At 71.2% G+C, this 23,863-nt stretch carries 19 protein-coding genes; 2 read left to right on the top strand and 17 right to left on the bottom strand.

Annotation, left to right across the window (positions count from 1 at the left end; genetic code table 11):
* Window positions 1-3: 3 nt before the first annotated feature.
* From OHN19_RS36075 to rpe, 3 genes are all read right to left on the bottom strand, one after another.
* A complete protein-coding gene (locus OHN19_RS36075; protein WP_330268206.1) occupies window positions 4-960 on the bottom strand; it encodes a hypothetical protein in 957 nt (318 codons plus the stop codon).
* A 289-nt stretch (window positions 961-1,249) separates the two neighbouring features.
* Window positions 1,250-2,293 (bottom strand): sugar-binding domain-containing protein, encoded by a 1,044-nt coding sequence (locus OHN19_RS36070; protein WP_330268205.1) that lies wholly within the window; start codon window positions 2,291-2,293, stop codon window positions 1,250-1,252.
* 78 nt (window positions 2,294-2,371) lie between these two features.
* The gene (gene rpe, locus OHN19_RS36065; protein WP_330268204.1) at window positions 2,372-3,058 is read right to left on the bottom strand and encodes a ribulose-phosphate 3-epimerase; all 687 of its coding nucleotides are present in this window, start codon (window positions 3,056-3,058) and stop codon (window positions 2,372-2,374) included.
* 134 nt (window positions 3,059-3,192) lie between these two features.
* Between rpe and OHN19_RS36060 the strand changes: the two genes are divergently transcribed.
* The gene (locus tag OHN19_RS36060) at window positions 3,193-5,349 is read left to right on the top strand and encodes an MMPL family transporter (RefSeq protein ID WP_330268203.1); all 2,157 of its coding nucleotides are present in this window, start codon (window positions 3,193-3,195) and stop codon (window positions 5,347-5,349) included.
* Between the two features lies 1 nt (window position 5,350).
* On the opposite strand, the gene OHN19_RS36055 is transcribed toward OHN19_RS36060, so the two are convergent.
* Together OHN19_RS36055 and fmt are read right to left on the bottom strand one after the other, a co-directional pair.
* The gene (locus OHN19_RS36055) at window positions 5,351-6,796 is read right to left on the bottom strand and encodes an RsmB/NOP family class I SAM-dependent RNA methyltransferase (protein ID WP_330268202.1); all 1,446 of its coding nucleotides are present in this window, start codon (window positions 6,794-6,796) and stop codon (window positions 5,351-5,353) included.
* A gap of 148 nt (window positions 6,797-6,944) precedes the next feature.
* Complete coding sequence (gene fmt, locus OHN19_RS36050; RefSeq protein ID WP_330268201.1) at window positions 6,945-7,877, bottom strand: methionyl-tRNA formyltransferase; 933 nt, start codon at window positions 7,875-7,877, stop codon at window positions 6,945-6,947.
* A 268-nt stretch (window positions 7,878-8,145) separates the two neighbouring features.
* Here fmt and OHN19_RS36045 point away from each other — a divergent pair, with 268 nt between their 5' ends.
* Window positions 8,146-8,697 (top strand): hypothetical protein, encoded by a 552-nt coding sequence (locus tag OHN19_RS36045; protein ID WP_330268200.1) that lies wholly within the window; start codon window positions 8,146-8,148, stop codon window positions 8,695-8,697.
* Between the two features lie 219 nt (window positions 8,698-8,916).
* Here the strand turns inward: OHN19_RS36045 and OHN19_RS36040 are convergent, their stop codons facing one another.
* The 12 genes from OHN19_RS36040 to OHN19_RS35985 all read right to left on the bottom strand — a co-directional run bounded on the left by OHN19_RS36040 (window position 8,917) and on the right by OHN19_RS35985 (window position 23,860).
* Window positions 8,917-11,067 carry a primosomal protein N' gene (locus OHN19_RS36040; protein ID WP_330268199.1) on the bottom strand — a complete coding sequence of 717 codons (2,151 nt, stop codon included), beginning with the start codon at window positions 11,065-11,067 and terminating at the stop codon, window positions 8,917-8,919.
* Window positions 11,068-11,252: 185 nt separating this feature from the next.
* The gene (metK, locus tag OHN19_RS36035; protein WP_330268198.1) at window positions 11,253-12,461 is read right to left on the bottom strand and encodes a methionine adenosyltransferase; all 1,209 of its coding nucleotides are present in this window, start codon (window positions 12,459-12,461) and stop codon (window positions 11,253-11,255) included.
* 240 nt (window positions 12,462-12,701) lie between these two features.
* Window positions 12,702-13,904 carry a bifunctional phosphopantothenoylcysteine decarboxylase/phosphopantothenate--cysteine ligase CoaBC gene (coaBC, locus tag OHN19_RS36030; protein WP_330268197.1) on the bottom strand — a complete coding sequence of 401 codons (1,203 nt, stop codon included), beginning with the start codon at window positions 13,902-13,904 and terminating at the stop codon, window positions 12,702-12,704.
* A 98-nt stretch (window positions 13,905-14,002) separates the two neighbouring features.
* The gene (gene rpoZ / locus OHN19_RS36025) at window positions 14,003-14,275 is read right to left on the bottom strand and encodes a DNA-directed RNA polymerase subunit omega (protein ID WP_003988945.1); all 273 of its coding nucleotides are present in this window, start codon (window positions 14,273-14,275) and stop codon (window positions 14,003-14,005) included.
* Window positions 14,276-14,326: 51 nt separating this feature from the next.
* Complete coding sequence (gmk, locus tag OHN19_RS36020) at window positions 14,327-14,884, bottom strand: guanylate kinase (protein WP_330268196.1); 558 nt, start codon at window positions 14,882-14,884, stop codon at window positions 14,327-14,329.
* A gap of 36 nt (window positions 14,885-14,920) precedes the next feature.
* Complete coding sequence (locus tag OHN19_RS36015) at window positions 14,921-15,244, bottom strand: integration host factor (RefSeq protein WP_003977346.1); 324 nt, start codon at window positions 15,242-15,244, stop codon at window positions 14,921-14,923.
* A gap of 301 nt (window positions 15,245-15,545) precedes the next feature.
* Window positions 15,546-16,391 (bottom strand): orotidine-5'-phosphate decarboxylase, encoded by an 846-nt coding sequence (gene pyrF / locus OHN19_RS36010; protein ID WP_330268195.1) that lies wholly within the window; start codon window positions 16,389-16,391, stop codon window positions 15,546-15,548.
* Complete coding sequence (locus OHN19_RS36005; protein WP_330268194.1) at window positions 16,388-17,488, bottom strand: quinone-dependent dihydroorotate dehydrogenase; 1,101 nt, start codon at window positions 17,486-17,488, stop codon at window positions 16,388-16,390. Before OHN19_RS36005 ends, pyrF begins: the two co-directional genes overlap by 4 nt.
* Window positions 17,489-17,558: 70 nt before the next feature.
* Window positions 17,559-20,867, bottom strand: a complete 3,309-nt coding sequence (carB, locus tag OHN19_RS36000) for a carbamoyl-phosphate synthase large subunit (protein WP_330268193.1) — start codon at window positions 20,865-20,867, stop codon at window positions 17,559-17,561.
* The gene (gene carA, locus OHN19_RS35995; RefSeq protein ID WP_330268192.1) at window positions 20,860-22,014 is read right to left on the bottom strand and encodes a glutamine-hydrolyzing carbamoyl-phosphate synthase small subunit; all 1,155 of its coding nucleotides are present in this window, start codon (window positions 22,012-22,014) and stop codon (window positions 20,860-20,862) included. The genes carB and carA overlap by 8 nt, the downstream gene beginning before the upstream one ends.
* Entirely contained in the window at window positions 22,011-22,577 is a 567-nt protein-coding gene (locus OHN19_RS35990) for a hypothetical protein (protein ID WP_330268191.1), read from the bottom strand. Before OHN19_RS35990 ends, carA begins: the two co-directional genes overlap by 4 nt.
* The gene (locus tag OHN19_RS35985) at window positions 22,574-23,860 is read right to left on the bottom strand and encodes a dihydroorotase (protein ID WP_330268190.1); all 1,287 of its coding nucleotides are present in this window, start codon (window positions 23,858-23,860) and stop codon (window positions 22,574-22,576) included. Before OHN19_RS35985 ends, OHN19_RS35990 begins: the two co-directional genes overlap by 4 nt.
* Window positions 23,861-23,863: the final 3 nt, after the last annotated feature.

Below are 23,863 nucleotides of genomic sequence, written 5' to 3'. Positions count from 1 at the left end.
AGGTCAGGCCTCCGAGATCTGCGACGGCAGGGCGGGCAGGGCGGCTCGGTGGACCGCCGGGCCCAGTTCGGCGAGGGCGGAGCCCCAGGTGTAGCCGCGGGTGATCAGCTCGTCGAGCTGTTCGGGGGAGGCGTCGTCGGGTGTGTCGAGCACGGCGACGAGCGCCTCGGTCCCGCGTACCGCGGCGCGCTGCCGGCGACTGGCGCCTTCGCGAGTGAGCGCCGGTACCCCCTCACCGAGGTGCGGGCCGGGTGCGAGACGGTGACTGATCTCCTCGACGAGCTTGTCGGCAGTGGGGTCGGCTGCGTACGGCCAGTCGCCGCGCGGGGCGGTGGGGATCCCGAAGACGGCGGCGATCCCGGAGTCCCGCAGGATCGGGTACGCGCGGTCACGGGCGACAGAGGCGGCGGCCTCCTCGGTGCACCAGGTCAGCGCGTCACCCGCGATACCGGCCAGGTAGCCGCGTAACGGGCGGTGAGCGATCCGGACCCGTTCACGCAACATCGCCTCGCCGGTGTCGAAGACCCGCTCTGCGAACGCGGTACAGGCGGCGACGAACTCCTCGGTGAGTTTGGGGAAGTCCGAGCCGGCACGGGCGTACCGGTGCGGTGAGCAGCCCGTGCGACTCTCGGCAAAAGCCCCGAAAACGGCCCGGTAGACCTCGGCGCGCTGGGCCGCATCCGGAATCCGTTCGTCGTGGCCGTGCCGGGCGTGGAACTCGGCGATCCGTGCGGCAAGCCGGCCGTCGCCCAGGCTGGTGTACAGGTGCGGGCGGGCGAAGAAGTCGGCGGCGACGAGGCGGGCGCAGCCGACCAGCACGTCCAGCTCCAGGTAGAAGTAGAGCGCGGCGACCGTGCGGGAGCCGTCGACGGCTTTGGTGAAGGCGCTCTCGTCGGCGATCCTCAGGGACCGCGCCGCAACACGGTCTGCGGCGGCGGGGCGGCGGGCGGAAGTACTCATGGGGCTGCGGCTCCTAAGCTCGGCGGTCCCCATCCACCAGACGTGATGCCTGGCTGGGGACCGCCGACCTTAGGAGCCGCAGCCGCGCCGCCGCCTCGGGTACAACCCCGGGAGAATCCCTGGGGCCGGTACGGAAACGGCGGCCCCGGAACGGGCCTGCTCAGTCCCGGTCGCCCTTCTTCGCAGTGACGAGGGTTCACGGAACAGGACCCACCCCGACAGCGCGCGAGAGACGGACCGCAGCAGCACCCGTCCGATGCCGCCACGTCCGTCTCCGTATGACTGCCCGTCAGGCCCCGTCCGGGTCCGCCCTGTTGAGGGCCGGCTTGGGTGTGGGGCCCGCCGTCATCAGGGAGTCCGCGGCGGAGGTGTCCGTCACCAGGCTGGTGACGAGCCCCGACCGCAGCACCGCGTCGATCGCGGCCGCCTTCCGCTGCCCGCCCGCGATCGCGACGACCTCGGGGATACGGCGGAGCTGGTCGGCCTTGACGGTGATGCACCGCTCGCCCAGGTCCCGCCCGACCCGGCGGCCCTCGGCGTCGAAGAGGTGCGCGGACATCTCGGCGGCGACACCGAGCGAGGCGTAGTGGCCGCGCTCCTCGTCGCTGAGCATGTCGTGCACCGTGGAGATGCCGGGCTCCCAGGAGCCGATGGAGACACAGGCGACCGTGACCTTGTCGAAGTACTCGAAGGCCCGGGCGATCCCGGTCTGGTTGCGCAGCGCCGCCGCGGTGGCCGCGTCCGGCAGCAGCATCGGCGCGTAGATGGGGTGGGCGTCCCCGCCGGACACCTGGGCGGCCCGCCGCACCGCCTCCACCGAACCGCGCTCGGCGGTCCCGGCGTCGTAGACACCCGTCAACTGCACGACCGTGCACGGCGGCAGCCGGTCCAGCGCCGCCGCCATGTGGATGGTGGACCGGCCCCACGCCAGTCCCAGCACATCCCCTTCGTTCACCAGCTCGCCGAGCAGGTCGGCGGCCACTTCTCCGAGGTTCTCGGGGTCGGGCGAGTCCTGGGCCTCGGCCGGCGACTCGACAACCACGGCGTGCCTGAGGCCGTAGCGGGCGCGGAGCGCGTCGGAGCGCTCGGCGTCCAGTTCGGCCGGCACGCGGATCTCGATCCGCACGAGATCCCGTTCGAGGGCGGTCTCCAGGACCCGGGCCACCTTGAAGCGGCTGACGCCGAACTCCTCGGCGATCTGGATCTTGGATTTGCCCTCGAGGTAGAAGCGGCGGGCCATGGCCGCCGCCTGCACCAGCTCAGCGGGTCCCATCCGCATGGCTGACCGGCCCGCCGACATACCCGACACGGCGATCTCCTCACTGCTGTTCACACTCTGGATTCGCCGTTCATCCTTGCAGATCCGGCGCACTTGATCAGCCCTGATCGGAGCCGTTCACGTTCCTGACGCTCAGTGGTCGCACGCCCACGAGGCCTTGGTGATCGCCCCCTCGGCTTGGTTGCGCAATGCACGTACCGCTTCTGCCGGGTCGGACGCCCCGTACACCGCGGACCCCGCGACGAAGACATCGGCGCCCGCGTCCGCGCAGCGCTCGATGGTGGCCGCCGAGACCCCACCGTCGACCTGGAGCCACAGCTCGAGGCCGTGCTTGCTGATCAACTCGCGGGTCCGGCGAATCTTGGGGAGCATGATGTCGAGGAACGCCTGTCCCCCGAAACCGGGCTCGACGGTCATGATCAGCAGCATGTCGAGCTCGGGGAGCAGGTCCTCGTACGGCTCGATCGGCGTCGCGGGCCTCAGCGCCATGGAGGCGCGCGCGCCCTTGGCCCGGATCTCCCGGGCGAGCCGGACCGGAGCGGCGGCCGCCTCCACGTGGAAGGTGACGGAGGAGGCCCCCGCCTCTACGTACTGGGGCGCCCAGCGATCGGGGGCCTCGATCATCAGATGGCAGTCCAGCGGGGTGTCCGTCGCACGGGCCAGCGACTCTACGACCGGCACCCCGAGCGTGAGGTTCGGGACGAAATGGTTGTCCATGACGTCGACGTGGAGCCAGTCGGCTCCTTCCACCGCCTTCGCCTCGTCCGCGAGGCGGGCGAAGTCGGCGGACAGGATGCTGGGATTGATCTGCGCGGCCATACCCCAAGCCTCCCATGCCGGGGCGCGACGGGGCGCGCCGGTCCGTACCTAAGCCGTTCATCGGATGTTGTGGACGAGCTGTGCGTGCCATGCTGGGCGGCTGTTCGACTCGACTGGTGGCGCCGGGGGTGGCCATGACCGGAAATCGAGGCATCGCGCACTTCGTCTGCGGACGGCGTGCCAAGTGGGTGGTACTGGCCTTCTGGCTGGTGGTGCTGTTCCTGACGGCGCCTCTCGCCTCGAAGCTCACCGACGCCCAGGACAACGACGCGGCCTCCTGGCTGCCCGGCTCCGCGGAGTCGACCCAAGTCCTCCAGATCTCCGAGGACTTCAGGCCGGAACAGATCCCCGCGGTCGTCGTCTACGCGCGCGACAGCGGCCTGACCCCGCAGGAACGGGCCACGATCGCCAAGGACGTCGCCGAGATCAAGCGGCTGACCGCGCACGGCATCCGCGGCGCCGAAACCCGGGGGCCGATCTACGACCGGCAGAACGACCCGCGCGCGGCCCAGATCCTCGTCCCGATCACCATGGACGAGAAGGGCTGGGAGGAGATCGCGCCGGCGGTCGACTCCATCCGTGACGTGGTGGGCAAGGGCGGCGACGGGCTCGCCGTGCACATCACCGGGCCCGGCGGCACCTCCGCGGACTTCTCCGAGGCCTTCGAGGGCATCGACTCGACCCTGCTGCTGTCCGCCATGGCGGTGGTCGTGGTGATGCTGCTCATCACCTTCCGCAGCCCCACCCTGCTCCTGGTCCCGCTGCTCTCGGTGATCGCCGCGCTGTTCACCGCGCAGGCCTTCATCTATCTGCTCGCGCAGCACGCGGGCCTGACCGTCAACGGCCAGAGCGCGGGCATCCTGACGGTCCTCGTGTTCGGCGCGGGGACCGACTACGCCCTGTTGCTGGTCGCCCGCTACCGCGAGGAACTGCACCGCCACGAGGACCGCCACGAGGCGATGGCCCTCGCCCTGCACCGCGCGGGCCCCGCCGTGCTCGCCTCCGGCGCGACCGTCGTCCTGAGCATGCTGGTGCTGCTGGCCGCCGAGATGAACTCGACCCGCGGTCTCGGACCGGTCGCCGCGATCGGCGTCACGGTCGCCCTGCTGGCGATGATGACCCTGTTCCCGGCCCTGCTGGTGATCTTCGGCCGCTGGATCTTCTGGCCGGCCATCCCCCGCTTCGGCGCCCCCGACCGCATCGAGACCGGCGTCTGGGCCCGCACCGGCCGCCGGATCGCCCAGCGCCCCCGCATGATCTGGATCATCACGGCCCTGGTCCTCGCGGTCTGTTCCCTCGGCCTGATCCAGCTGCGCGCCGAGGGCATCGGCAACGCGGACGCGTTCACCGGGAAACCGGACTCCATCACCGGCCAGGAGGTGTCCGCGAAGTACTTCCCGGCGGGCAGCGGCGACCCCTTGGTGATCGTCAGCAACCAGGCCCAGGCACGCCAGGTCGGCGAGGCGGTCGCCGGCACCAGGGGCGTGGTGCCCGAGTCCCTCGGCCTGCCACCGGGCACGAAACCGTCGTACGAGGGCAAGGTCCTGTTCGAGGCGACGATGACGGCGCCGGCCGACAGCGAGGCCGCGAAACAGACCGTGGAGCGGGTCCGGGACGCCGTCCACGCGATCCCGGACGCCGACGCCCAGGTCGGCGGCGGTACGGCTTCGCTGCTGGACATGGACAAGGCGACCACGCACGACAACATCCTGATCATCCCGCTGGTGCTGGTCGTCGTGATGCTGATCCTGTGCGGCCTGCTGCGCGCCCTGATCGCCCCGCTGCTGCTGATCGGGACGGTGATCCTGTCCTTCGCGGCGGCCCTGGGCATCAGCGCCCTGGCCTTCCGCCACCTGTTCGACTACGCGGGCGAGTCGACGGACTTCCCGCTGTTCGTCTTCGTCTTCCTGGTCGCCCTCGGCATCGACTACAACATCTTCCTGACCACCCGCATCCGGGAGGAGGCGGCCCACCGCGGCACACGGCCGGGCGTGGTCACGGGCCTGGCCGCGACCGGCGCGGTCATCACCTCCGCCGGCCTGGTCCTGGCCGGCACCTTCGCCGCCCTCGGCACCCTCCCCATGGTCGCCTTCGCGGAGATCGGCTTCGCGGTGGCCCTGGGCGTCCTCCTGGACACCTTCATCGTCCGCTCGGTCCTGGTGACGTCGTTGTTCCTGGACGTGGGCGAGAAGATCTGGTGGCCGCACAGTCTTGCCAAGGCGGACGATGCCGACCTGGGGGCGCGGGGAACTGCGCGACCGGCCGAGACGGCGCAGCAGACGCAGGACTAGCTCAGCCCGTCCTGCGAATGACCGCCATATACATCGCATCCGTCCCGTGCACATGCGGCCACAACTGAACGTCGGGCCCCTCACCGAGTTCCGGCACACCGGGGAACAACGGCCGCGCGTCGATCAGTTCCGCGGCCGGCCACTGCTTCAGCACGTCCTGAACCACCGCCCGGGTCTCCGCAAGATGAGGAGAACAGGTCGCGTATCCCACCACCCCGCCCACCCTGACGGAGTCCAACGCGGTGCTCAGCAACTCCCGCTGCAACGGCCCGAACTGCTCCAGATCCTCCGGCCGGCGCCGCCACCGCGCCTCCGGCCGCCGCCGCAACGCCCCGAGCCCGGTGCACGGCACATCCATCAACACCCGGTCGAAGCTGCCCGGTTGCCAGGGCGGCCGGGTCCCGTCCGCGGCGATGACCTGATACGGCCCCGGGTTGCCGGCGAGCGCCTTGGCGACCAGCCCGGCCCGGTGCGGCTGCTTCTCGGAGGCCAGCAGCGCCGCCCCCCGCTCGGCGGCGAGCGCGGCGAGCAGCGCGGCCTTGCCACCCGGCCCCGCACACCCGTCGAGCCACTTCTCGTCCCGCCCTTCGAGAGGCGCGTTCGCGAGGGCCAGCGCGACGAGCTGACTGCCCTCGTCCTGCACCCCGGCCCGGCCCTCGCGTACGGCCTCGACGGCACCGGGCTCACCGCCCTCGGCCAGCCGTACGGCGTACGGCGACCAGCGCCCGGGCGCGGCGGCCTCCTCGCGCGACAGCTCCTCGGTGGTGGACCGGCCCGGCCGGGCGACGAGCGTGACCTCGGGCCGCTCGTTGTCGGCCTCCAGCAGGCGCTCGATGCCGGCCCGGCCGCCGCCGAGGGAGTCCCACAGCGCGGAGACGACCCAGCGGGGATGGGAGTGCACGACCGCGAGATGGTCCTCGGGGTCGTCGTCATAGGGCGGGGCGACCTTGGCGACCCACCCGTCGAGATCGTCCTGAGCGACCTTCCGCAGCACGGCGTTGACGAACTTGGCCCGTCCGTCCCCGAGCACGACCCGCGCGAGCTCGACGGTGGCGGACACGGCGGCGTGCGTCGGGATGCGCGTCCCCAGCAGCTGGTGCGCGCCGAGGCTCAGCACGTCGAGCACCGGCGGGTCGACCTCGCGCAGCGGCCGGTCGACACACTCGGCGATGATCGCGTCGTACGTCCCCTGGCGACGCAGTGTCCCGTAGACGAGCTCGGTGGCGAGCGCCGCGTCCCGCCCGTCGAAGCCGCCCTTCTCCCGCGCCTTGCGCAGCAGCGGCGGCAGAACGAGGTTGGCATACGCGTCCCGCTCGTCCACGGCCCGCAGCGCCTCGAAGGCGAGGATGCGGACGGGGTCCTTCTGGGGCCGACGGTAGGGCTTTCCGGGCTTTCCCGGCTTACCGGACTTGCCGGTTGCGCCGGACCGGCTGGGCTGCTCGCTCACGAAAAAGGTGCTCCGGGGATAAGGGCTGGATACGCCCCAAGAGTACGTCCGCCGGGGACACCGTCGCCCTCCGAGGTCCTGGGCCAGCCCTGTGTGACCCGGTTCCCTCTCCCCCGCGTACCCGGCGCCGCCTGCACCTGCGCCTGCGTCACCCGCCGACGCGCTCCCCGTCCGAGATCCTGACCCCCCGCGCCCAGTCCGCGGCCTTCATCGGCTTCTTCCCCTGCGCCTGCACCCAGAGCAGTTCGACGCCGTACGACCCCGTGCCGACGTGGACGCTGTTCTTGCCGACGGCGAGCGCGCCGGGGGCGAGATCGGTCCGGTCGGTGGCCGGCTGGACCTGGATCAGCTTGAGCCGCTCACCACGGAACGTCGTCCACGCCCCGGGCGAGGGGTGGCACCCCCGCACCACCCGGTCCACCCGCAGCGCCGGCGCGGCCCAGTCCACGCGCGCGTCCTCGACGGTGATCTTCGGCGCGACGGTGATCCCCTCGGAGGGCTGCGGTACGGCCTTCAGCGTGCCGTCCGCGATCCCGTCCATGGTCGCCGCGAGCAGCCCGGCCCCGGCGAACGCCAGCCGGGTCAGCAGGTCACCGCTGGTGTCGGTGTGCCGGATCTCCTCGGTGACGGTGCCGTAGACGGGCCCGGAGTCCAGCCCCTCCTCGATGAGGAAGGTCGAGGCCCCCGTGATCTCGTCGCCGGCCATGATCGAGTGCTGCACGGGAGCGGCCCCACGCCAGGCGGGCAGCAGCGAGAAGTGCAGGTTGACCCAGCCGTGGGCGGGGATGTCGAGGGCGACGCGGGGCAGCAGGGCGCCGTAGGCGACGACGGGGCAGCAGTCGGGGGCGATCTCCCGCAGCCGCTCGAGGAACTCGGGGTCCCGCGGCTTGACGGGCTTGAGCACCTCGATCCCCGTCTCCTCGGCCCGCTCCGCGACGGGGCTCGCGACCAGCCTGCGCCCCCGGCCGGCCGGCGCGTCCGGCCGCGTGACGACGGCGGCGACCTCGTGCCGCCCGGAGGCGATGAGAGCGTCCAGAGCGGGAACGGCGACCTCGGGAGTACCGGCGAAGACGAGCTTCATGGGTGGGCGGGACCTCTCGGACGAGGGTGACGACGGGCAACGCACAAGTCTATGGCGAGCCGCGGCCACGCCCCGCGAGGAACCCCCGTACGCAGTCCCCGCCCACCTGGCCCAAGGCGCGCACCCCCCACCCCCGGCGCACGCATATGCCGGTACGCCCCCATTGCGTGACCAGCGGAGCGTAGACGCGTTGGTCAAGAAAGAGTTGACCACAACGGGCCGCGATCGCGGCCCCGTCCTTTTCAACGCCGGTTCGAGAGGCTTGTTCATGGCCGACCACGCAACCCACGACGCCCAGGCTCGGGCCAGCCTGCACTTGCTGGTGCGGGACATCGAGCGGGTCCGCCGGCAGGTGGACGCACTGCGCACGCTGACCGCCCAGCTGGGCAACGTCTACCGCCCGCGCCGCTCCGGTCCCTCCACGGGCTTCGTCGTCTACGGGCGCGCCCCCGCCCCCACGGTCCGTCTCGCACAGGAACTGCGGGACAGCGTCGAGACCCTGGTGACGGCAGCGGTCGACTTCGACCGCTCGCTCGGCTTCTCGTGGGACGCGGTGGGTTCCGCCCTCGGGGTCACCAAACAGGCGGTCCACCGCCGCTACGGTGCCCGCAGGGCCGCGGCGCAGACCACGACCGAGGCCGAGCGCACCCCGGAGCCGACGGGAACCCGCACGGTCAGCGTCAACACCGGCATCCCCGCGGTCCCGTCGGTCCCCACGGTCCCCGCGGCCCGCTCCATGCCGACCCAGCCCACCGCGGGCAGCCCCGCCCTCCGCGACGAAGCAAGACCCACAGCCTTCCCCGGCCCCCGCAACGGCTGACCCACACCCCACCTCTGCCCTCCCCACGCTGGGGAGGGCAGACGCATGTCCAGCCCATACGGCGACGTTCGCCGTCACCCGTGCCCGAGAAGACCCGCCGCTCGCCGACGGCGCCCACCCCCACAGGGGCCACCCGCAGCCGACAACGAAAGCCGCACGGGTAGTGCGGGTGGGAACCTTAAAAACCATCCACCCACCTGCACCCGAAAACCAACCCCGTCACCCAATGTCAGGCGGATCCACCCGCACCCACACCACCCCCTCCCCCCGCGCAGCCATCCGCGCAGCCTGCGCCGCCTTCAGCGAAGCGGCCAACGCCGCCCCCTTCCCCGGCGGCACCCGCACCAACACCCGCTCCCACCGCTCCCCCACCGGCGGCGCCCCCACCCTCCGAGGCCCCCCGACCCCCGTCACCGGCAACGGCACAGGCCCCAACACCTCCGCCTCCGCAGGCAGTTCCACCGCCGCCATGAACCCGGCCAGCGCCTCCCCCGCCCCCGACACCGCCGCCATCCGCGACACCGGCGGAAACCCCAACTCCGCCCGCTCCCCCAACTCCCGCACCGCATGCCCCACGGGATCCCACCGCACCAACGCCTGCACAGGCCGCAGAGTCGGCTCGGCGACCACCACCACCGTCCCCCCGGCCCCCTGCCCCCGCACCAGCGCCGCCGCCGCGATCCACCGCCGCAACGCGTCCTCCCCGGCCCGCAGATCGGGCCGCCCGAGCATGGCCCACCCGTCCAGCAGCAGCGCCGCCGCATACCCGCCCTCGGCGACCGGCTCCGCCCCCGGCGTACTCACCACCAGCGCCGGCGCCCCCGGCACGGTGTCCAGCACATGCTCACGCCCCGACGTCCGCACCGGTACAGCCGGAAACGCCCGCCCCAACTCCTCCGCGGTACGCCGTGCCCCCACCACCTGGGCCCGCAGCCGGAACCCCCCGCACTCGGGACAGTGCCAGGCACCCTCCTCCCGCCCGCACCACCCGCACCGCAGGGCGGCTCCGGACTCCTGCCCCTCCAGCGGCCCGGCGCAGTGCCGGCACCGTGCCGGCGCCCGGCAGTTGGCGCACGCCATCCGCGGCACATACCCCCGCCGCGGCACCTGCACGAGCACCGGCCCGTGCCGCAGCCCGTCCCTGACGGCCTGCCAGGCGAGCGTCGGCAGCCGGGCCGCCCGCGCGGCCTCGTCCCGTGCGAGATCCTGGTCCCCGACGGTCCGCACCAGCGGAGCGACGGCCCGCACCTGCTCCCGTGAGGCGACGAGCGGCCGCGCCCACCCGCTCTCGACGAGCTGGGCCGCCTCCACGGTGCAGCTCCAACTCCCCAGCAGGAAACCGCACTTGTCCTGAGCGGCCCGCAGCAGCAGCACTTCTCGCGCATGCGGCTGCGGGGCGTGCGGCTCACTGTGGCTGTCGTCGCCGTCGTCCCACAGAGCGACGAGGCCAAGGTCCTGCACGGGGGCGAACATGGCGGCCCGCGTCCCGACCACGGCCCGCACGGCCCCTCGCCGCACGGCCAGCCACTCCCGGTACCGCTTCTCCGGCCCGGCGTCGGCGGTCAGCACCGCATGCCGCCCCTCCCCCAGCACCGAGGTCAGCGCGGCGTCGACCCGGGCGACGGCACGCCCGTCCGGCACCACGACCAGGGCACCCCGCCCGGAGGCCAGGGTCGCCGCGACGGCCCGCGCCAGCTCCTCGCTCCACTCCGGCCCGGGCAGGGCGTTCCACACCGCGCGGGGCGCGCCCCCCGAGGCCAGCGACTCCAGAAACGCGCCCCCACGCTCGTACCGCCCCCAGGACCCCACCTCAGGCGCCCCGGGCGGCGGCAGGGGCTCGGGCGAGGGCCGCTGCTCGGCCCGGGCACTGCGAGGCGGCACGGCGAGCTGCAACACATCGGCGAGGCTCCCCGCATACCGGTCGGCGACGGCCCGGGCGAGGCCCAGCAGTTCCTCACTGAGCACCGGCTCCGGAGACACGACCTGGGCGAGCGCGGCAAGAGGCCCGGAGTAGTCCGACGCGGCGAGTCTCTCGACCAGAAACCCGTCGATCAGCCCCCCGCCCTCACGCCGCCCGTCCCTGACCCGCCCCCGCCCGGCCCCGAACCGCACCCGCACCCGCACCCCCGGCTGCGCGTCGGCGTCGAGCTCCTCGGGCACCGCGTAGTCGAAGTACCGATCAAGATGCAGCACCCCCTTGTCGACCAGCACCCGGGCAACGGGCAGCTCCTTGGCCAACGCGGCCCCCCGCCACGTCCTGGGCTTGGCCCGCGGCACCTTGGCCTTACGCACACTCTCCCGAATAAACGCAAGCTGCTCCGGCGCCCCGGCCTCCCCCGAGCGCTCCGCCCCCTCGTTCTCGCTGCTCACAGCATCATTGGTACCAGACCCCACTGACACACGGCCGCGCCCGACCCCGCCCTCGCCCCACCCCTGCCTGCCAGGAATCGCCTACGACGCGCCGTCACCGAACGAACGCGACGGAGGAAACGCCGAGGCCCGGCACCCCCGAAGGGACACCGGGCCTCGCGGCAAACCGTTGGAGCGCTACAGGCCTACAGCCCCGCGGCCTTGCGCAGCGCCTCGACCCGGTCCGTCTTCTCCCACGTGAACTCGGGCAGCTCGCGGCCGAAGTGGCCGTACGCCGCCGTCAGGGAGTAGATCGGGCGCAGCAGGTCGAGGTCGCGGATGATCGCGGCCGGACGCAGGTCGAAGACCTCGTCGATCGCCTTCTCGATCCTGTCGGTGTCGATCTTCGCGGTGCCGAAGGTCTCCACGAACAGACCGACCGGCTCGGCCTTGCCGATCGCGTACGCCACCTGGACCTCGCAACGCGAGGCCAGACCCGCGGCCACCACGTTCTTGGCGACCCAGCGCATCGCGTACGCCGCCGAACGGTCCACCTTGGACGGGTCCTTGCCCGAGAAGGCACCACCACCGTGGCGGGCGTAGCCGCCGTAGGTGTCGATGATGATCTTGCGGCCGGTCAGGCCGGCGTCACCCATCGGGCCGCCGATCTCGAAGCGACCGGTCGGGTTGACCAGGAGACGGTAGTTGTCCGTGTCCAGCTTGATGCCCTCGTCCAGGAGCGCCTTGAGCTCCGGCTCCACGACGAACTCGCGGATGTCGGGGGCCAGCAGCGACTCCAGGTCGATGTCGGAGGCGTGCTGCGAGGAGACCACGACGGTGTCGAGGCGGACGGCCTTGTCGCCGTCGTACTCGATGGTGACCTGCGTCTTGCCGTCGGGGCGCAGGTAGGGGATGGTGCCGTTCTTGCGGACCTCGGACAGGCGCTTGGCCAGACGGTGCGCCAGGAAGATCGGCAGCGGCATCAGGGTCGGGGTCTCGTCCGTCGCGTACCCGAACATCAGGCCCTGGTCGCCCGCGCCCTGGCGGTCCAGCTCGTCCTCGTCGCCCTCGACACGGTTCTCGTACGCCGTGTCGACGCCCTGCGCGATGTCGGGCGACTGCGCGCCGATCGACACCGAGACACCGCAGGAAGCGCCGTCGAAGCCCTTCTTGGAGGAGTCGTAACCGATCTCCAGGATCTTCTCGCGCACCAGCTGGGCGATCGGCGCGTAGGTCTTGGTGGTGACCTCACCGGCCACATGCACCAGACCGGTGGTGATCAGGGTCTCGACGGCGACCCGGGACGTCGGGTCCTCCTTGAGCAGCGCGTCGAGGATGGTGTCACTGATCTGGTCAGCGATCTTGTCGGGGTGACCCTCGGTCACGGACTCCGAGGTGAACAAGCGACGGGACACAACGCTCCCTGGGGTTGCAGCGGCTGCTGGCTGATCATTGGCGGACGGGCTCGGGGGCTGCGCCCGGCATCGTCCGAGAACAGCTTATCGGTCGTCCTCGGCCACCGGCCTCCCTGTCTCGCCACTCGGGAGTGCCGTGACCTGCGGCACGGGCATTGTGCCCAATTCCGAGCGGGCTTGACCAGGGGCGCCACGCGACTGTGGCAGAGGTTTGAGGGGACCGAGAAACGAATGAAACATTCAGGAGAGGCGACGCGCCACCAGGTCCCAGACGGTTTCGGCCAGGAACTCCTTGGGGCCGTGCGGCACCGGGGTCTCGCTGCCGTCGACGCCGAGCACCACGGCCTCGTTCTCCTCGGACCCGAAGGTCTTGCGCTCGCCCACCTCGTTGACGACGAGGAGGTCGCAGCCCTTGCGCTCCAGCTTCCTACGGCCGTTGGCCAGGACGTCGTCGGTCTCGGCGGCGAAGCCGACGACGACCTGGCCGGGGCGGGCCCGCTCGGCCGAGATCTCGGCGAGGATGTCCGGATTCCGCACCAGGACGACGGGCTCGGGGTCCTGGCCGTCCTTCTTCTTGATCTTTCCGGTGGCGTAGTCCCGCGGCCGGAAGTCCGCGACCGCGGCCGCCATGACGACCGCGTCGGCGTCGGCCGCCGCCTTCAGGACCGCCTCACGCAGTTGTACGGCCGTCCCCACCGGGACGACGTCCACGCCGGCCGGATCGGGCAGACCGGTGTTCGCCGCGACGAGCGTGACCCGGGCGCCCCGCGCGGCGGCGGTGCGGGCGAGGGCGTAGCCCTGCTTGCCGGAGGAGCGGTTGCCGAGGAAGCGGACCGGGTCGAGGGGCTCGCGGGTGCCGCCCGCGCTGACGACGACATGCCGTCCGGCGAGGTCGGGCTCCCGCACTCCCCTGGCGAGGACGCGGCGGCACACCTCGAAGATCTCGGACGGCTCGGGCAGCCGGCCCTTGCCGGTGTCGACGCCGGTCAGGCGGCCGACGGCGGGTTCGATCACGATCGCGCCGCGCCGCCGCAGCGTCGCCACGTTCTCCTGGGTGGCCGGGTGCTCCCACATCTCGGTGTGCATCGCGGGCGCGAAGACGACCGGGCAGCGGGCGGTGAGGAGGGTGTTGGTGAGCAGGTCGTCCGCGAGGCCGTGGGCGGCCTTGGCGAGCATGTCGGCGGTGGCCGGGGCCACGATCACGAGGTCGGCGTGCTGTCCGATGCGGACGTGCGGGACCTCGTGGACGTCGTCCCAGACCTCCGTGGAGACCGGGTGGCCGGAGAGGGCTGACCAGGTGGCGGCGCCGACGAAGTGCAGAGCGGAGGCGGTGGGCACCACGCGGACGTCGTGACCGGACTCGGTGAGCCTTCTCAGCAGCTCGCAGGCCTTGTAGGCGGCGATGCCACCGCTGACCCCCAGCACGACCTTCGGCTTGTCCACCAGGTCTCCCCTTCCTCGAACCTACGACTCCATGACACACCACAGGCCCGACAGTCGCGCTGCCGGGCCTGTGGAAAGCCAACTGCAATCTGAACGTACTACTGCGCCGGGCCCTCGACGGCCTCGGACGTCAGCAGACCCGCGTTGATCTCGCGGAGGGCGATCGAGAGCGGCTTCTCGTGGACGTGGGTGTCCACCAGCGGACCGACGTACTCGAGGAGGCCCTCGCCGAGCTGCGAGTAGTACGCGTTGATCTGGCGGGCCCGCTTGGCCGCGTAGATCACGAGGCTGTACTTCGAGTCGGTGGCCTCGAGGAGCTCGTCGATCGGCGGGTTGATGATGCCCTCGGGCGCGGAGATGGAAGAGGACACGCTCTACCTTCCGATGGATGGGAAAGAATCAGTGTCAGTGACCGATGACGATCACAGGACATCCATCAAGGCTAGCAGCTCGCGCGCCACGTCCTCGACGGAGGTGTTGACCAAGGTCTCGTCGAACTCTGGTTCAGCCGCCAGTTCGACCTTCGCCGCCTCCAGGCGGCGTGCGATCACCTCGGGCGGCTCGGTGCCCCGTCCGGTGAGTCTGCGCACCAGTTCCTCCCAGGAGGGAGGAGCCAGGAACACCAGCTGGGCGTCCTTCATGGACTCACGGACCTGCCGGGCGCCCTGGAGGTCGATCTCAAGGAGGACGGGCTCGCCCGCCTCCAGCCGCTCCAGGACGGCCGCGCGCGGCGTGCCGTAGCGGTTGCCGGCGAACTCGGCCCACTCCAGAAGCTCGCCGTTGGCGATCAGCTTGTCCATCTCCTCGTCGGTGACGAAGAAGTACTGGACGCCGTGCTTCTCGCCGGGGCGGGGCTTGCGGGTCGTCGCCGACACCGAGAGCCAGACCTCGGGGTGTTCCTTGCGCATATGGGCGACGACCGTGCTCTTGCCGACCCCTGAGGGGCCGGAGAGCACGGTCAGCCGCGGACGTTCACTCATACAGCGATTATTCCAGCAATCCCGGAGTGCCCGGGCTCAGGAACCGGTGCTGCCGAACTCACGCTCCAGCGAAGCGATCTGGTTGGAACCGAGGCCGCGTACACGGCGGCTCTCGGAGATGCCCAGTCGCTCCATGATCTGCTTGGCGCGGACCTTGCCCACGCCCGGCAGGGACTCGAGCAGGGCGGAGACCTTCATCTTGCCGATGACGTCGTTCTCCTGGCCCTGCTTGATGACCTCGTGAAGAGAGGCGCCGGAGTGCTTGAGTCGATTCTTGACCTCGGCCCGCTCCCGGCGAGCCGCGGCGGCCTTTTCGAGCGCGGCTGCGCGCTGTTCAGGGGTAAGGGGCGGAAGAGCCACGCCTACGTCACCTCGGATGTCGAACTGTCGGATACGGACCGGTGAGGAACCTAGTCGCCCCACACCTGGGGAGCCACGAGCAACACGCTTGCCCTTTGACTCTGCTCGGAGACTAGCGGCCAACTCCGCCAGAGTCAGCGAGAACAGCGGAAAAGTCCTGGTCAGCCTGCGCCAGCTCGGACATTTCTGACATATTGCCCCGGATTTGAGGATGTATTCAGACTCAAGCGGGCCTCTCCCCACGCGCTGAGCCATCCGCCGAGCCACTCGTCGGGGGACTCGAACGCGGAAATCGAACCGGTCACCCGGTCGGCAGCGCCGCTCGGATCTCCTCCGCGAACCGCCCGGCGGCCGCGCGCAGCGCGCCGGCGTCCGGTCCGTGCCGCAGCACTCCCCGGCTGACGTTCGGGACGACATTGCCGATCGCCTTCCCGAAGACCCGGGGCAGATCGGCCGGAGTGGCCCCCTGGGCGCCGACTCCGGGTGCGAGGAGCGGGCCGTTGATGTCCAGGTCGTAGGACGACAGATCGCCGAGCGTGGCCCCTACGACGGCGCCGAAGGACCCCAGGGGCTCCTCCCCGGAGTTCTCGGCGGCCAGGTGGGCCAGCATGGTCGCGCCGACGTCGCGGCCGTCCGCGCGGACCGCGTGCTGGACCTCGCCGCCCTCCGGGTTGGAGGTGAGCGCGAGCACGAACAGGCCCGCGCCGCTCTCCCGCGCCAGCGCGACGGCCGGCGACAGCGAGCCGTAACCGAGATACGGCGACACGGTCAGCGCGTCCGAGAACAGCGGCGAGTCCTTGTGCAGGAAGGCCTCGGCGTACGCGGCCATGGTCGAGCCGATGTCGCCGCGCTTGGCGTCCATGAGGACCAGCGCACCGGCGGCACGCGCGTCCTGGACCGTCTGCTCCAGTACGGCGACCCCGCGGGAGCCGAAGCGCTCGAAGAACGCGCTCTGGGGCTTGAACACGGCGACCCGGTCGGACAGCGCCTCGACGACGGTGCGGCTGAACCGCTCCAGACCGGCCACGTCGTCGTTCAGGCCCCACTCGGCGAGCAGCGAGGCGTGCGGGTCGATCCCGACGCACAGCGGGCCGCGCTCGTCCATGGCGCGGCGCAGGCGGGCGCCGAAGGGCTCGTACGAGGTCATGCCGTCTTCCTCACGTCGGCGCCGACCGCGTCGGCGAGGGTGGCGTACGGGCTCGTGCGCAGGCGCGCGGCGAGTCCCTTGTGGATGGCCCGGGCGTAGAACGGGCCCTCGTAGACGAACGCGCTGTAGCCCTGGACCAGCGTGGCACCGGCCAGGATGCGCTGCCAGGCGTCCTCGGCGTTCTCGACGCCGCCGACGCCCACCAGGGTGATCCGGTCGCCCACGCGCGCGTACAGGCGCCTGAGGACCTCCAGGGAGCGCTCCTTGAGGGGCGCGCCGGAGAGTCCGCCCGTCTCCTTCACCAAGGCGGGCGCGGACCTCAGGCCCTCGCGCGCGATGGTGGTGTTGGTGGCGATGATGCCGTCCAGACCGAGTTCGACGGCCAGGTCGGCCACCGCGTCGACGTCCTCGTCGGCGAGGTCGGGCGCGATCTTGACCAGGAGCGGCACCCGGCGGTTCGCGACGATGCGGTCGGCGGCCTCGCGGACGGCGGTCAGGAGCGGACGCAGGTGGTCGACGGCCTGGAGGTTGCGCAGCCCGGGCGTGTTGGGCGACGACACGTTCACGACGAGGTAGTCCGCGAAGGGCGCGAGCCGCTCGGCCGACTTCACGTAGTCGCCGACGGCCTCGGCCTCGGGAACGACCTTGGTCTTGCCGATGTTGACGCCCACGACGGTCTTGAAGACCGGCTCGCGGGAGGCGAGACGGGCCGCCACGGCCAGCGAGCCCTCGTTGTTGAAGCCCATGCGGTTGATCAGAGCGCGGTCCGGGACGAGGCGGAAGAGCCGCTTCTTGGGGTTGCCCGGCTGGGCGTCCCCGGTGACCGTGCCGATCTCGATGTGGTCGAAGCCGAGCATCGCCATGCCGTCGACGGCGACGGCGTTCTTGTCGAAGCCGGCGGCCAGGCCGAAGGGGCCGTGCATGCGCAGCCCGAAGGCCTCGGTGCGCAGTTCCCGGAAGCGTGGCGCGAGGGCGGCCGCGACGAACGTGCGCAGCACAGGGACGCGGGCCGCGAGGCGGATCCAGCGGAAGGCCAGGTGGTGGGCCTTCTCGGGGTCCATGTGCTGGAAGACGAGGTTGAAGAAGATCTTGTACATGGTGTCCTCACGAAGACATGGTGTCCTCACGAAGAGGGGGACACCGTTTCCGGTGTCCCCCTCAGGGCTGCTAGTCGCGGGCCGCGGTCAGGTGTTCCGCGTGTTCCTGGAGCGAACGGACGCCCACGTCACCGTGGTTGAGGGCGTCGATGCCCTGGACGGCGGCGGCGAGCGCCTGGACCGTCGTCAGGCACGGGACCGACCGCGCCACGGCCGCCGTACGGATCTCGTAGCCGTCGAGGCGGCCGCCGGTGCCGTAGGGGGTGTTGACGATGAGGTCGACCTCGCCGTCGTGGATGTACTGGACGATGGTCTTCTCGCCGTTGGGGCCGGGGCCCTCGGACTGCTTGCGCACCACCGTGGCGTTGATGCCGTTGCGCTTGAGGACCTCGGCGGTGCCGGAGGTGGCGAGCAGCTCGAAGCCGTGCGCGACCAGCTCACGGGCCGGGAAGATCATCGAACGCTTGTCGCGGTTGGCGACCGAGATGAACGCGCGGCCCTTGGTGGGCAGCGGGCCGTAGGCGCCGGCCTGCGACTTGGCGTACGCCGTGCCGAAGACCGAGTCGATGCCCATGACCTCGCCGGTGGAGCGCATCTCCGGGCCGAGGACCGTGTCGACGCCGCGGCCGTGGATGTCGCGGAAGCGCGACCACGGCATGACGGCCTCCTTGACGGAGATCGGCGCGTCCAGCGGCAGCTCGCCGCCGTCGCCGTTGGCCGGGAGCAGGCCCTCGGCGCGCAGTTCGGCGACGGTCGCGCCCAGTGAGATCCGGGCGGCGGCCTTGGCGAGCGGCACCGCGGTCGCCTTCGAGGTGAAGGGGACGGTGCGGGACGCGCGCGGGTTGGCCTCCAGGACGTAGAGGATGTCGCCGGCCATCGCGAACTGGATGTTGATCAGTCCGCGGACCCCGACGCCCTTCGCGATGGCCTCCGTGGACGCCCGCAGCCGCTTGATGTCGTGGCCGCCCAGGGTGATGGGCGGCAGCGCGCACGCCGAGTCGCCGGAGTGGATGCCGGCCTCCTCGATGTGCTCCATCACGCCGCCGAGGTACAGCTCCTGGCCGTCGTAGAGCGCGTCGACGTCGATCTCGATCGCGTCGTCCAGGAAGCGGTCGACGAGGACCGGCCGCGAGGGGCTGATCTCGGTCGACTCGGCGATGTAGGCCTCCAGGCGGGTCTCGTCGTAGACGATCTCCATGCCGCGGCCGCCGAGGACGTAGGAGGGCCGGACGAGGACCGGGTAGCCGATCTCGTCCGCGATGGCCTTGGCGCCGGTGAAGGTGGTGGCGGTGCCGTGCTTGGGGGCCGGCAGGCCCGCCTCGGCGAGGACGCGGCCGAAGGCGCCGCGGTCCTCGGCGGCGTGGATGGCCTCGGGCGAGGTGCCCACGACCGGCACGCCGTTGTCCTTGAGCGCCTGCGACAGGCCGAGCGGGGTCTGCCCGCCGAGCTGCACGATGACGCCCGCGACGGGCCCTGCCTGCTGCTCGGCGTGGACGATCTCCAGGACGTCCTCCAGCGTGAGCGGCTCGAAGTACAGCCGGTCGGAGGTGTCGTAGTCGGTGGAGACGGTCTCCGGGTTGCAGTTGACCATCACCGTCTCGTACCCGGCGTCGGACAGCGCGAAGGAGGCGTGCACGCAGGAGTAGTCGAACTCGATGCCCTGGCCGATGCGGTTGGGACCGGAGCCCAGGATGATCACCGCGGGCTTCTCGCGCGGCGCGACCTCGCTCTCCTCGTCGTAGGAGGAGTAGAAGTACGGCGTCCTGGCGGCGAACTCGGCGGCGCAGGTGTCGACCGTCTTGTAGACCGGGCGGACACCGAGCGCGTGCCGCACCTCGCGCACCACGTCCTCCCGCAGGCCCCGGATCTCGGCGATCTGCTGGTCGGAAAACCCGTGCCGCTTGGCCTCGGCGAGCAGGCCGGCGTCCAGGCGCTCGGCGGCGGCGAGCTCGTCCGCGATCTCCTTGATCAGGAAGAGCTGGTCAACGAACCAGGGGTCGATCTTCGTGTAGTCGAAGACCTCCTCGGGCGTGGCGCCCGCGCGGATGGCCTGCATGACGGTGTTGATACGGCCGTCGGTGGGCCGTACGGACTCCTCCAGGAGCGCCTTCTTGTCGCCGGGCTCGCCCACGAAGGTGAACTGGCTGCCCTTCTTCTCCAGCGAGCGCAGCGCCTTCTGGAAGGCCTCGGGGAAGTTCCGGCCGATCGCCATGGCCTCGCCGACCGACTTCATGGTGGTGGTCAGCGTCGAGTCGGCGGAGGGGAACTTCTCGAAGGCGAACCGGGGGGCCTTCACCACGACGTAGTCGAGTGTCGGCTCGAAGGAGGCCGGGGTCTGCTCGGTGATGTCGTTCGGGATCTCGTCCAGGGTGTAGCCGACCGCGAGCTTCGCGGCGATCTTGGCGATCGGGAAGCCGGTCGCCTTGGAGGCGAGCGCCGAGGAGCGCGACACGCGCGGGTTCATCTCGATGACGATCACGCGACCGTCCTCGGGGTTCACCGCGAACTGGATGTTGCAGCCGCCGGTGTCGACGCCGACCTCGCGGATGATCGCGATGCCGACGTCCCGCAGGACCTGGTACTCGCGGTCGGTGAGCGTCATCGCGGGCGCCACGGTGATCGAGTCACCGGTGTGCACGCCCATGGGGTCGAAGTTCTCGATGGAGCAGACGACCACGACGTTGTCGTGCTTGTCGCGCATCAGCTCCAGTTCGTACTCCTTCCAGCCGAGGATGGACTCCTCCAGGAGCACCTCGGTGGTCGGCGAGAGCGTGAGGCCCTGGCCCGCGATGCGGCGGAGCTCCTCCTCGTCGTGCGCGAAACCGGAGCCGGCGCCGCCCATGGTGAAGGACGGGCGGACCACGACCGGGTAGCCGCCGAGCGTCTCGACGCCCTTGATGACGTCGTCCATGGAGTGGCAGATGACCGAGCGGGCGGACTCGCCGTGCCCGATCTTCTTGCGGACCTCCTCGACGACGCCCTTGAACAGGTCGCGGTCCTCGCCCTTGTTGATCGCCTCGACATTGGCACCGATCAGCTCGACGCCGTACTTGTCGAGGGTGCCGGCCTCGTGCAGCGAGATCGCGGTGTTGAGGGCCGTCTGGCCGCCCAGGGTGGGCAGCAGGGCGTCCGGGCGCTCCTTGGCGATGATCTTCTCGACGAAGTCCGGGGTGATCGGCTCGACGTAGGTGGCGTCGGCGATCTCCGGGTCGGTCATGATCGTCGCCGGGTTGGAGTTGACCAGGATGACCCGCAGGCCCTCGGCCTTCAGGACCCGGCACGCCTGCGTGCCGGAGTAGTCGAACTCGGCGGCCTGGCCGATGACGATCGGGCCGGAGCCGATGACCAGGACGGACTGGATATCGGTGCGCTTAGGCACGCTGGCCCTCCATGACGGTGCTCATCAAAGACGTGAAGCGGTCGAACAGGTAGGCGGCGTCGTGCGGGCCCGCCGCCGCCTCGGGGTGGTACTGGACGGAGAAGGCCGGCTGGTCGAGCAGCTGGAGCCCCTCCACGACGTTGTCGTTCAGGCAGACGTGGGAGACCTCGGCGCGGCCGAACTTCGTCTCGCTGACCTTGTCGAGCGGCGCGTCGACGGCGAAGCCGTGGTTGTGCGCGGTCACCTCGACCTTGCCGGTGGTGCGGTCCTGCACGGGCTGGTTGATGCCCCGGTGGCCGTACTTCAGCTTGTAGGTGCCGAAGCCGAGCGCGCGGCCGAGGATCTGGTTGCCGAAGCAGATGCCGAACAGGGGCGTCTTGCGCTCCAGTACGGCGGTCATCAGCGCGACGGGGCCGTCCGCGGTGGCCGGGTCGCCCGGGCCGTTGGAGAAGAACACACCGTCCGGGTTCACCGCGTAGACGTCCTCGACGCTCGCCGTGGCGGGCAGGACGTGCACCTCGATGCCGCGCTCGGCCATGCGGTGCGGGGTCATGCCCTTGATGCCGAGGTCGATCGCGGCGACGGTGAACTTCTTCTCACCGACCGCGGGGACGACGTACGTCTCCTTGGTGGCGACCTCCTCGTAGAGCGAGGCGCCCTTCATGTGCGGCTGGGCCTGCACGCGCGCGACGAGCTCGGAGTCGGCGGCGACCGCCTCGCCGGAGAAGATCCCGGCGCGCATGGAGCCGCGCTCGCGCAGGTGGCGGGTGAGGGCGCGGGTGTCGATGCCGGAGATCCCGACGATGCCCTGCGCGACCAGCTCGTCGTCCAGGGACCGCTTGGCGCGCCAGTTGGACGGCACGCGCGCGGGGTCGCGCACGACGTAGCCGGAGACCCAGATGCGGCGGGACTCGTCGTCCTCGTCGTTCCAGCCGGTGTTGCCGATCTGCGGGGCGGTCGCGACGACGATCTGGCGGTCGTACGACGGGTCGGTCAGGGTCTCCTGGTAGCCGGTCATGCCGGTGGAGAACACGGCCTCACCGAAGGTCTCCCCCACGGCCCCGTAGGCACGGCCGCGGAAGATCCGGCCGTCCTCCAGGACGAGTACGGCGGGAACCTTCGCGGTTCCCCTGGTGGAGGTCGTCATCGTGCGCCTTCCGTTTCCGTCTTGTTGATCATGGAGTTGATGGCGTCGACCCACTCGGTGTGCTCGGCCGCGTGGTCGGACCGGAAGCCCGAGTCGATCAGCCGTTCGCCGTGCGCCCAGGTCACCAGGAGCAGCCCGCCCTCGGTCAGGACCTTGCCGGCGATGCCCTTGCCGAGCACCGCTTCCCGCAGGGCCGCGCGCGGGATGAAGAAGTCGCTCGCGCCGGGGCGTACGACGTCCAGTCCCGCGTCGGTGAGCGTGAGCTCGACCCGGCTGCGGGTGCCGAGGCCGTGCGCCACGATCCGGTCGAGCCACTGCCCGGCGGTGGTGGAGCCGTGGTAGCGGCCGCTCATGGTCAGTCTGGCGGGGCCCGGGTCGTCCGGCGCGGTGGGGAGCTCGGGCAGGTCACCCTGGAGCGTGCCGCGCCACTTCCAGCCCTCGCGCATCAGCCAGTAGACGAGCGCGACGAAGAGGGCGAGGCCGACGAGCCAGCCGATACGGGCGGCCCAGTCGGTGACCTCGGCCGACTTCTTCTCGGCCGCGAGCAGGATTACAGGTGTCACGTGAGCTTCCCGTCGACGAGCGTGGCCTTGCCCCGGAGCCAGGTGTGGGTGACACGGCCCGGCAGCTCACGCCCCTCGTACGGAGTGTTGCGGCTGCGCGAGGCGAAGCCCTCGGGGTCCACCGACCCACGGTATTCCGTGTCGACCAGCGTGAGGTTGGCGGGCTCACCAGCCGAGACGGGACGGCCGTGGCCCGCCGCCCGCCCGATCCTCGCGGGCGTGACGGACATGCGCTCGGCGACCCCGGCCCAGTCGAGGAGCCCGGTCTCCACCATGGTCTCCTGCACCACTGACAACGCGGTCTCCAGGCCGACCATGCCCATGGCGGCCGCGGCCCACTCGCAGTCCTTGTCCTCGTGCGGATGGGGCGCGTGGTCGGTGGCGACGATGTCGATCGTGCCGTCGGCGAGCGCCTCGCGCAGCGCCAGCACGTCCTGCTCGGTGCGCAGCGGCGGGTTCACCTTGTAGACCGGGTTGTAGGTGCGCACCAGCTCGTCGGTGAGGAGCAGGTGGTGCGGGGTGACCTCGGCGGTGACGTCGATGCCGCGGGACTTGGCCCAGCGGACGATCTCGACGGACCCCGCGGTCGACAGGTGGCAGATGTGCACGCGGGAACCGACGTGCTCGGCGAGCAGGACGTCCCGGGCGATGATCGACTCCTCGGCCACCGCGGGCCAGCCCCCGAGCCCCAGCTCGGCGGAGACGATCCCCTCGTTCATCTGGGCGCCCTCGGTCAGCCGCGGCTCCTGCGCGTGCTGGGCGACGACCCCGCCGAAGGCCTTCACGTACTCCAGGGCGCGCCGCATGATCACGGCGTCGTCGACGCACTTGCCGTCGTCGGAGAAAACGGTGACCCCGGCGGCCGACTCGTGCATGGCGCCGAGCTCGGCGAGCTTCTTGCCCTCCAGGCCGACGGTCACGGCACCGATGGGCTGCACGTCGCAGTAGCCGTGCTCCTGGCCGAGCCGGTACACCTGCTCGACGACGCCGGCGGTGTCGGCCACCGGGAAGGTGTTGGCCATGGCGAACACGGCCGTGTAGCCGCCGCTCGCCGCCGCGCGCGTGCCGGTCAGAACGGTCTCGGAGTCCTCGCGGCCCGGCTCGCGCAGATGGGTGTGCAGGTCGACCAGGCCCGGCAGCAGCACCTTGCCGGCCGCCTCGACGACCTCGGCGCCCTCGTCACTCAGACCGACGCCCACCTCGGCGATCGTCGAACCGTCGATCAGCACGTCCTGCGGCTCGCCGCCGAGGACCTTCGCACCACGGATCAGGATCTTGCTCATGTG

Origin of the sequence: Streptomyces griseorubiginosus (assembly GCF_036345115.1) — a bacterium.
GTDB lineage: Bacteria > Actinomycetota > Actinomycetes > Streptomycetales > Streptomycetaceae > Streptomyces > Streptomyces griseorubiginosus_C.
This window is presented reverse-complemented; position numbering and strand designations above follow the sequence as displayed.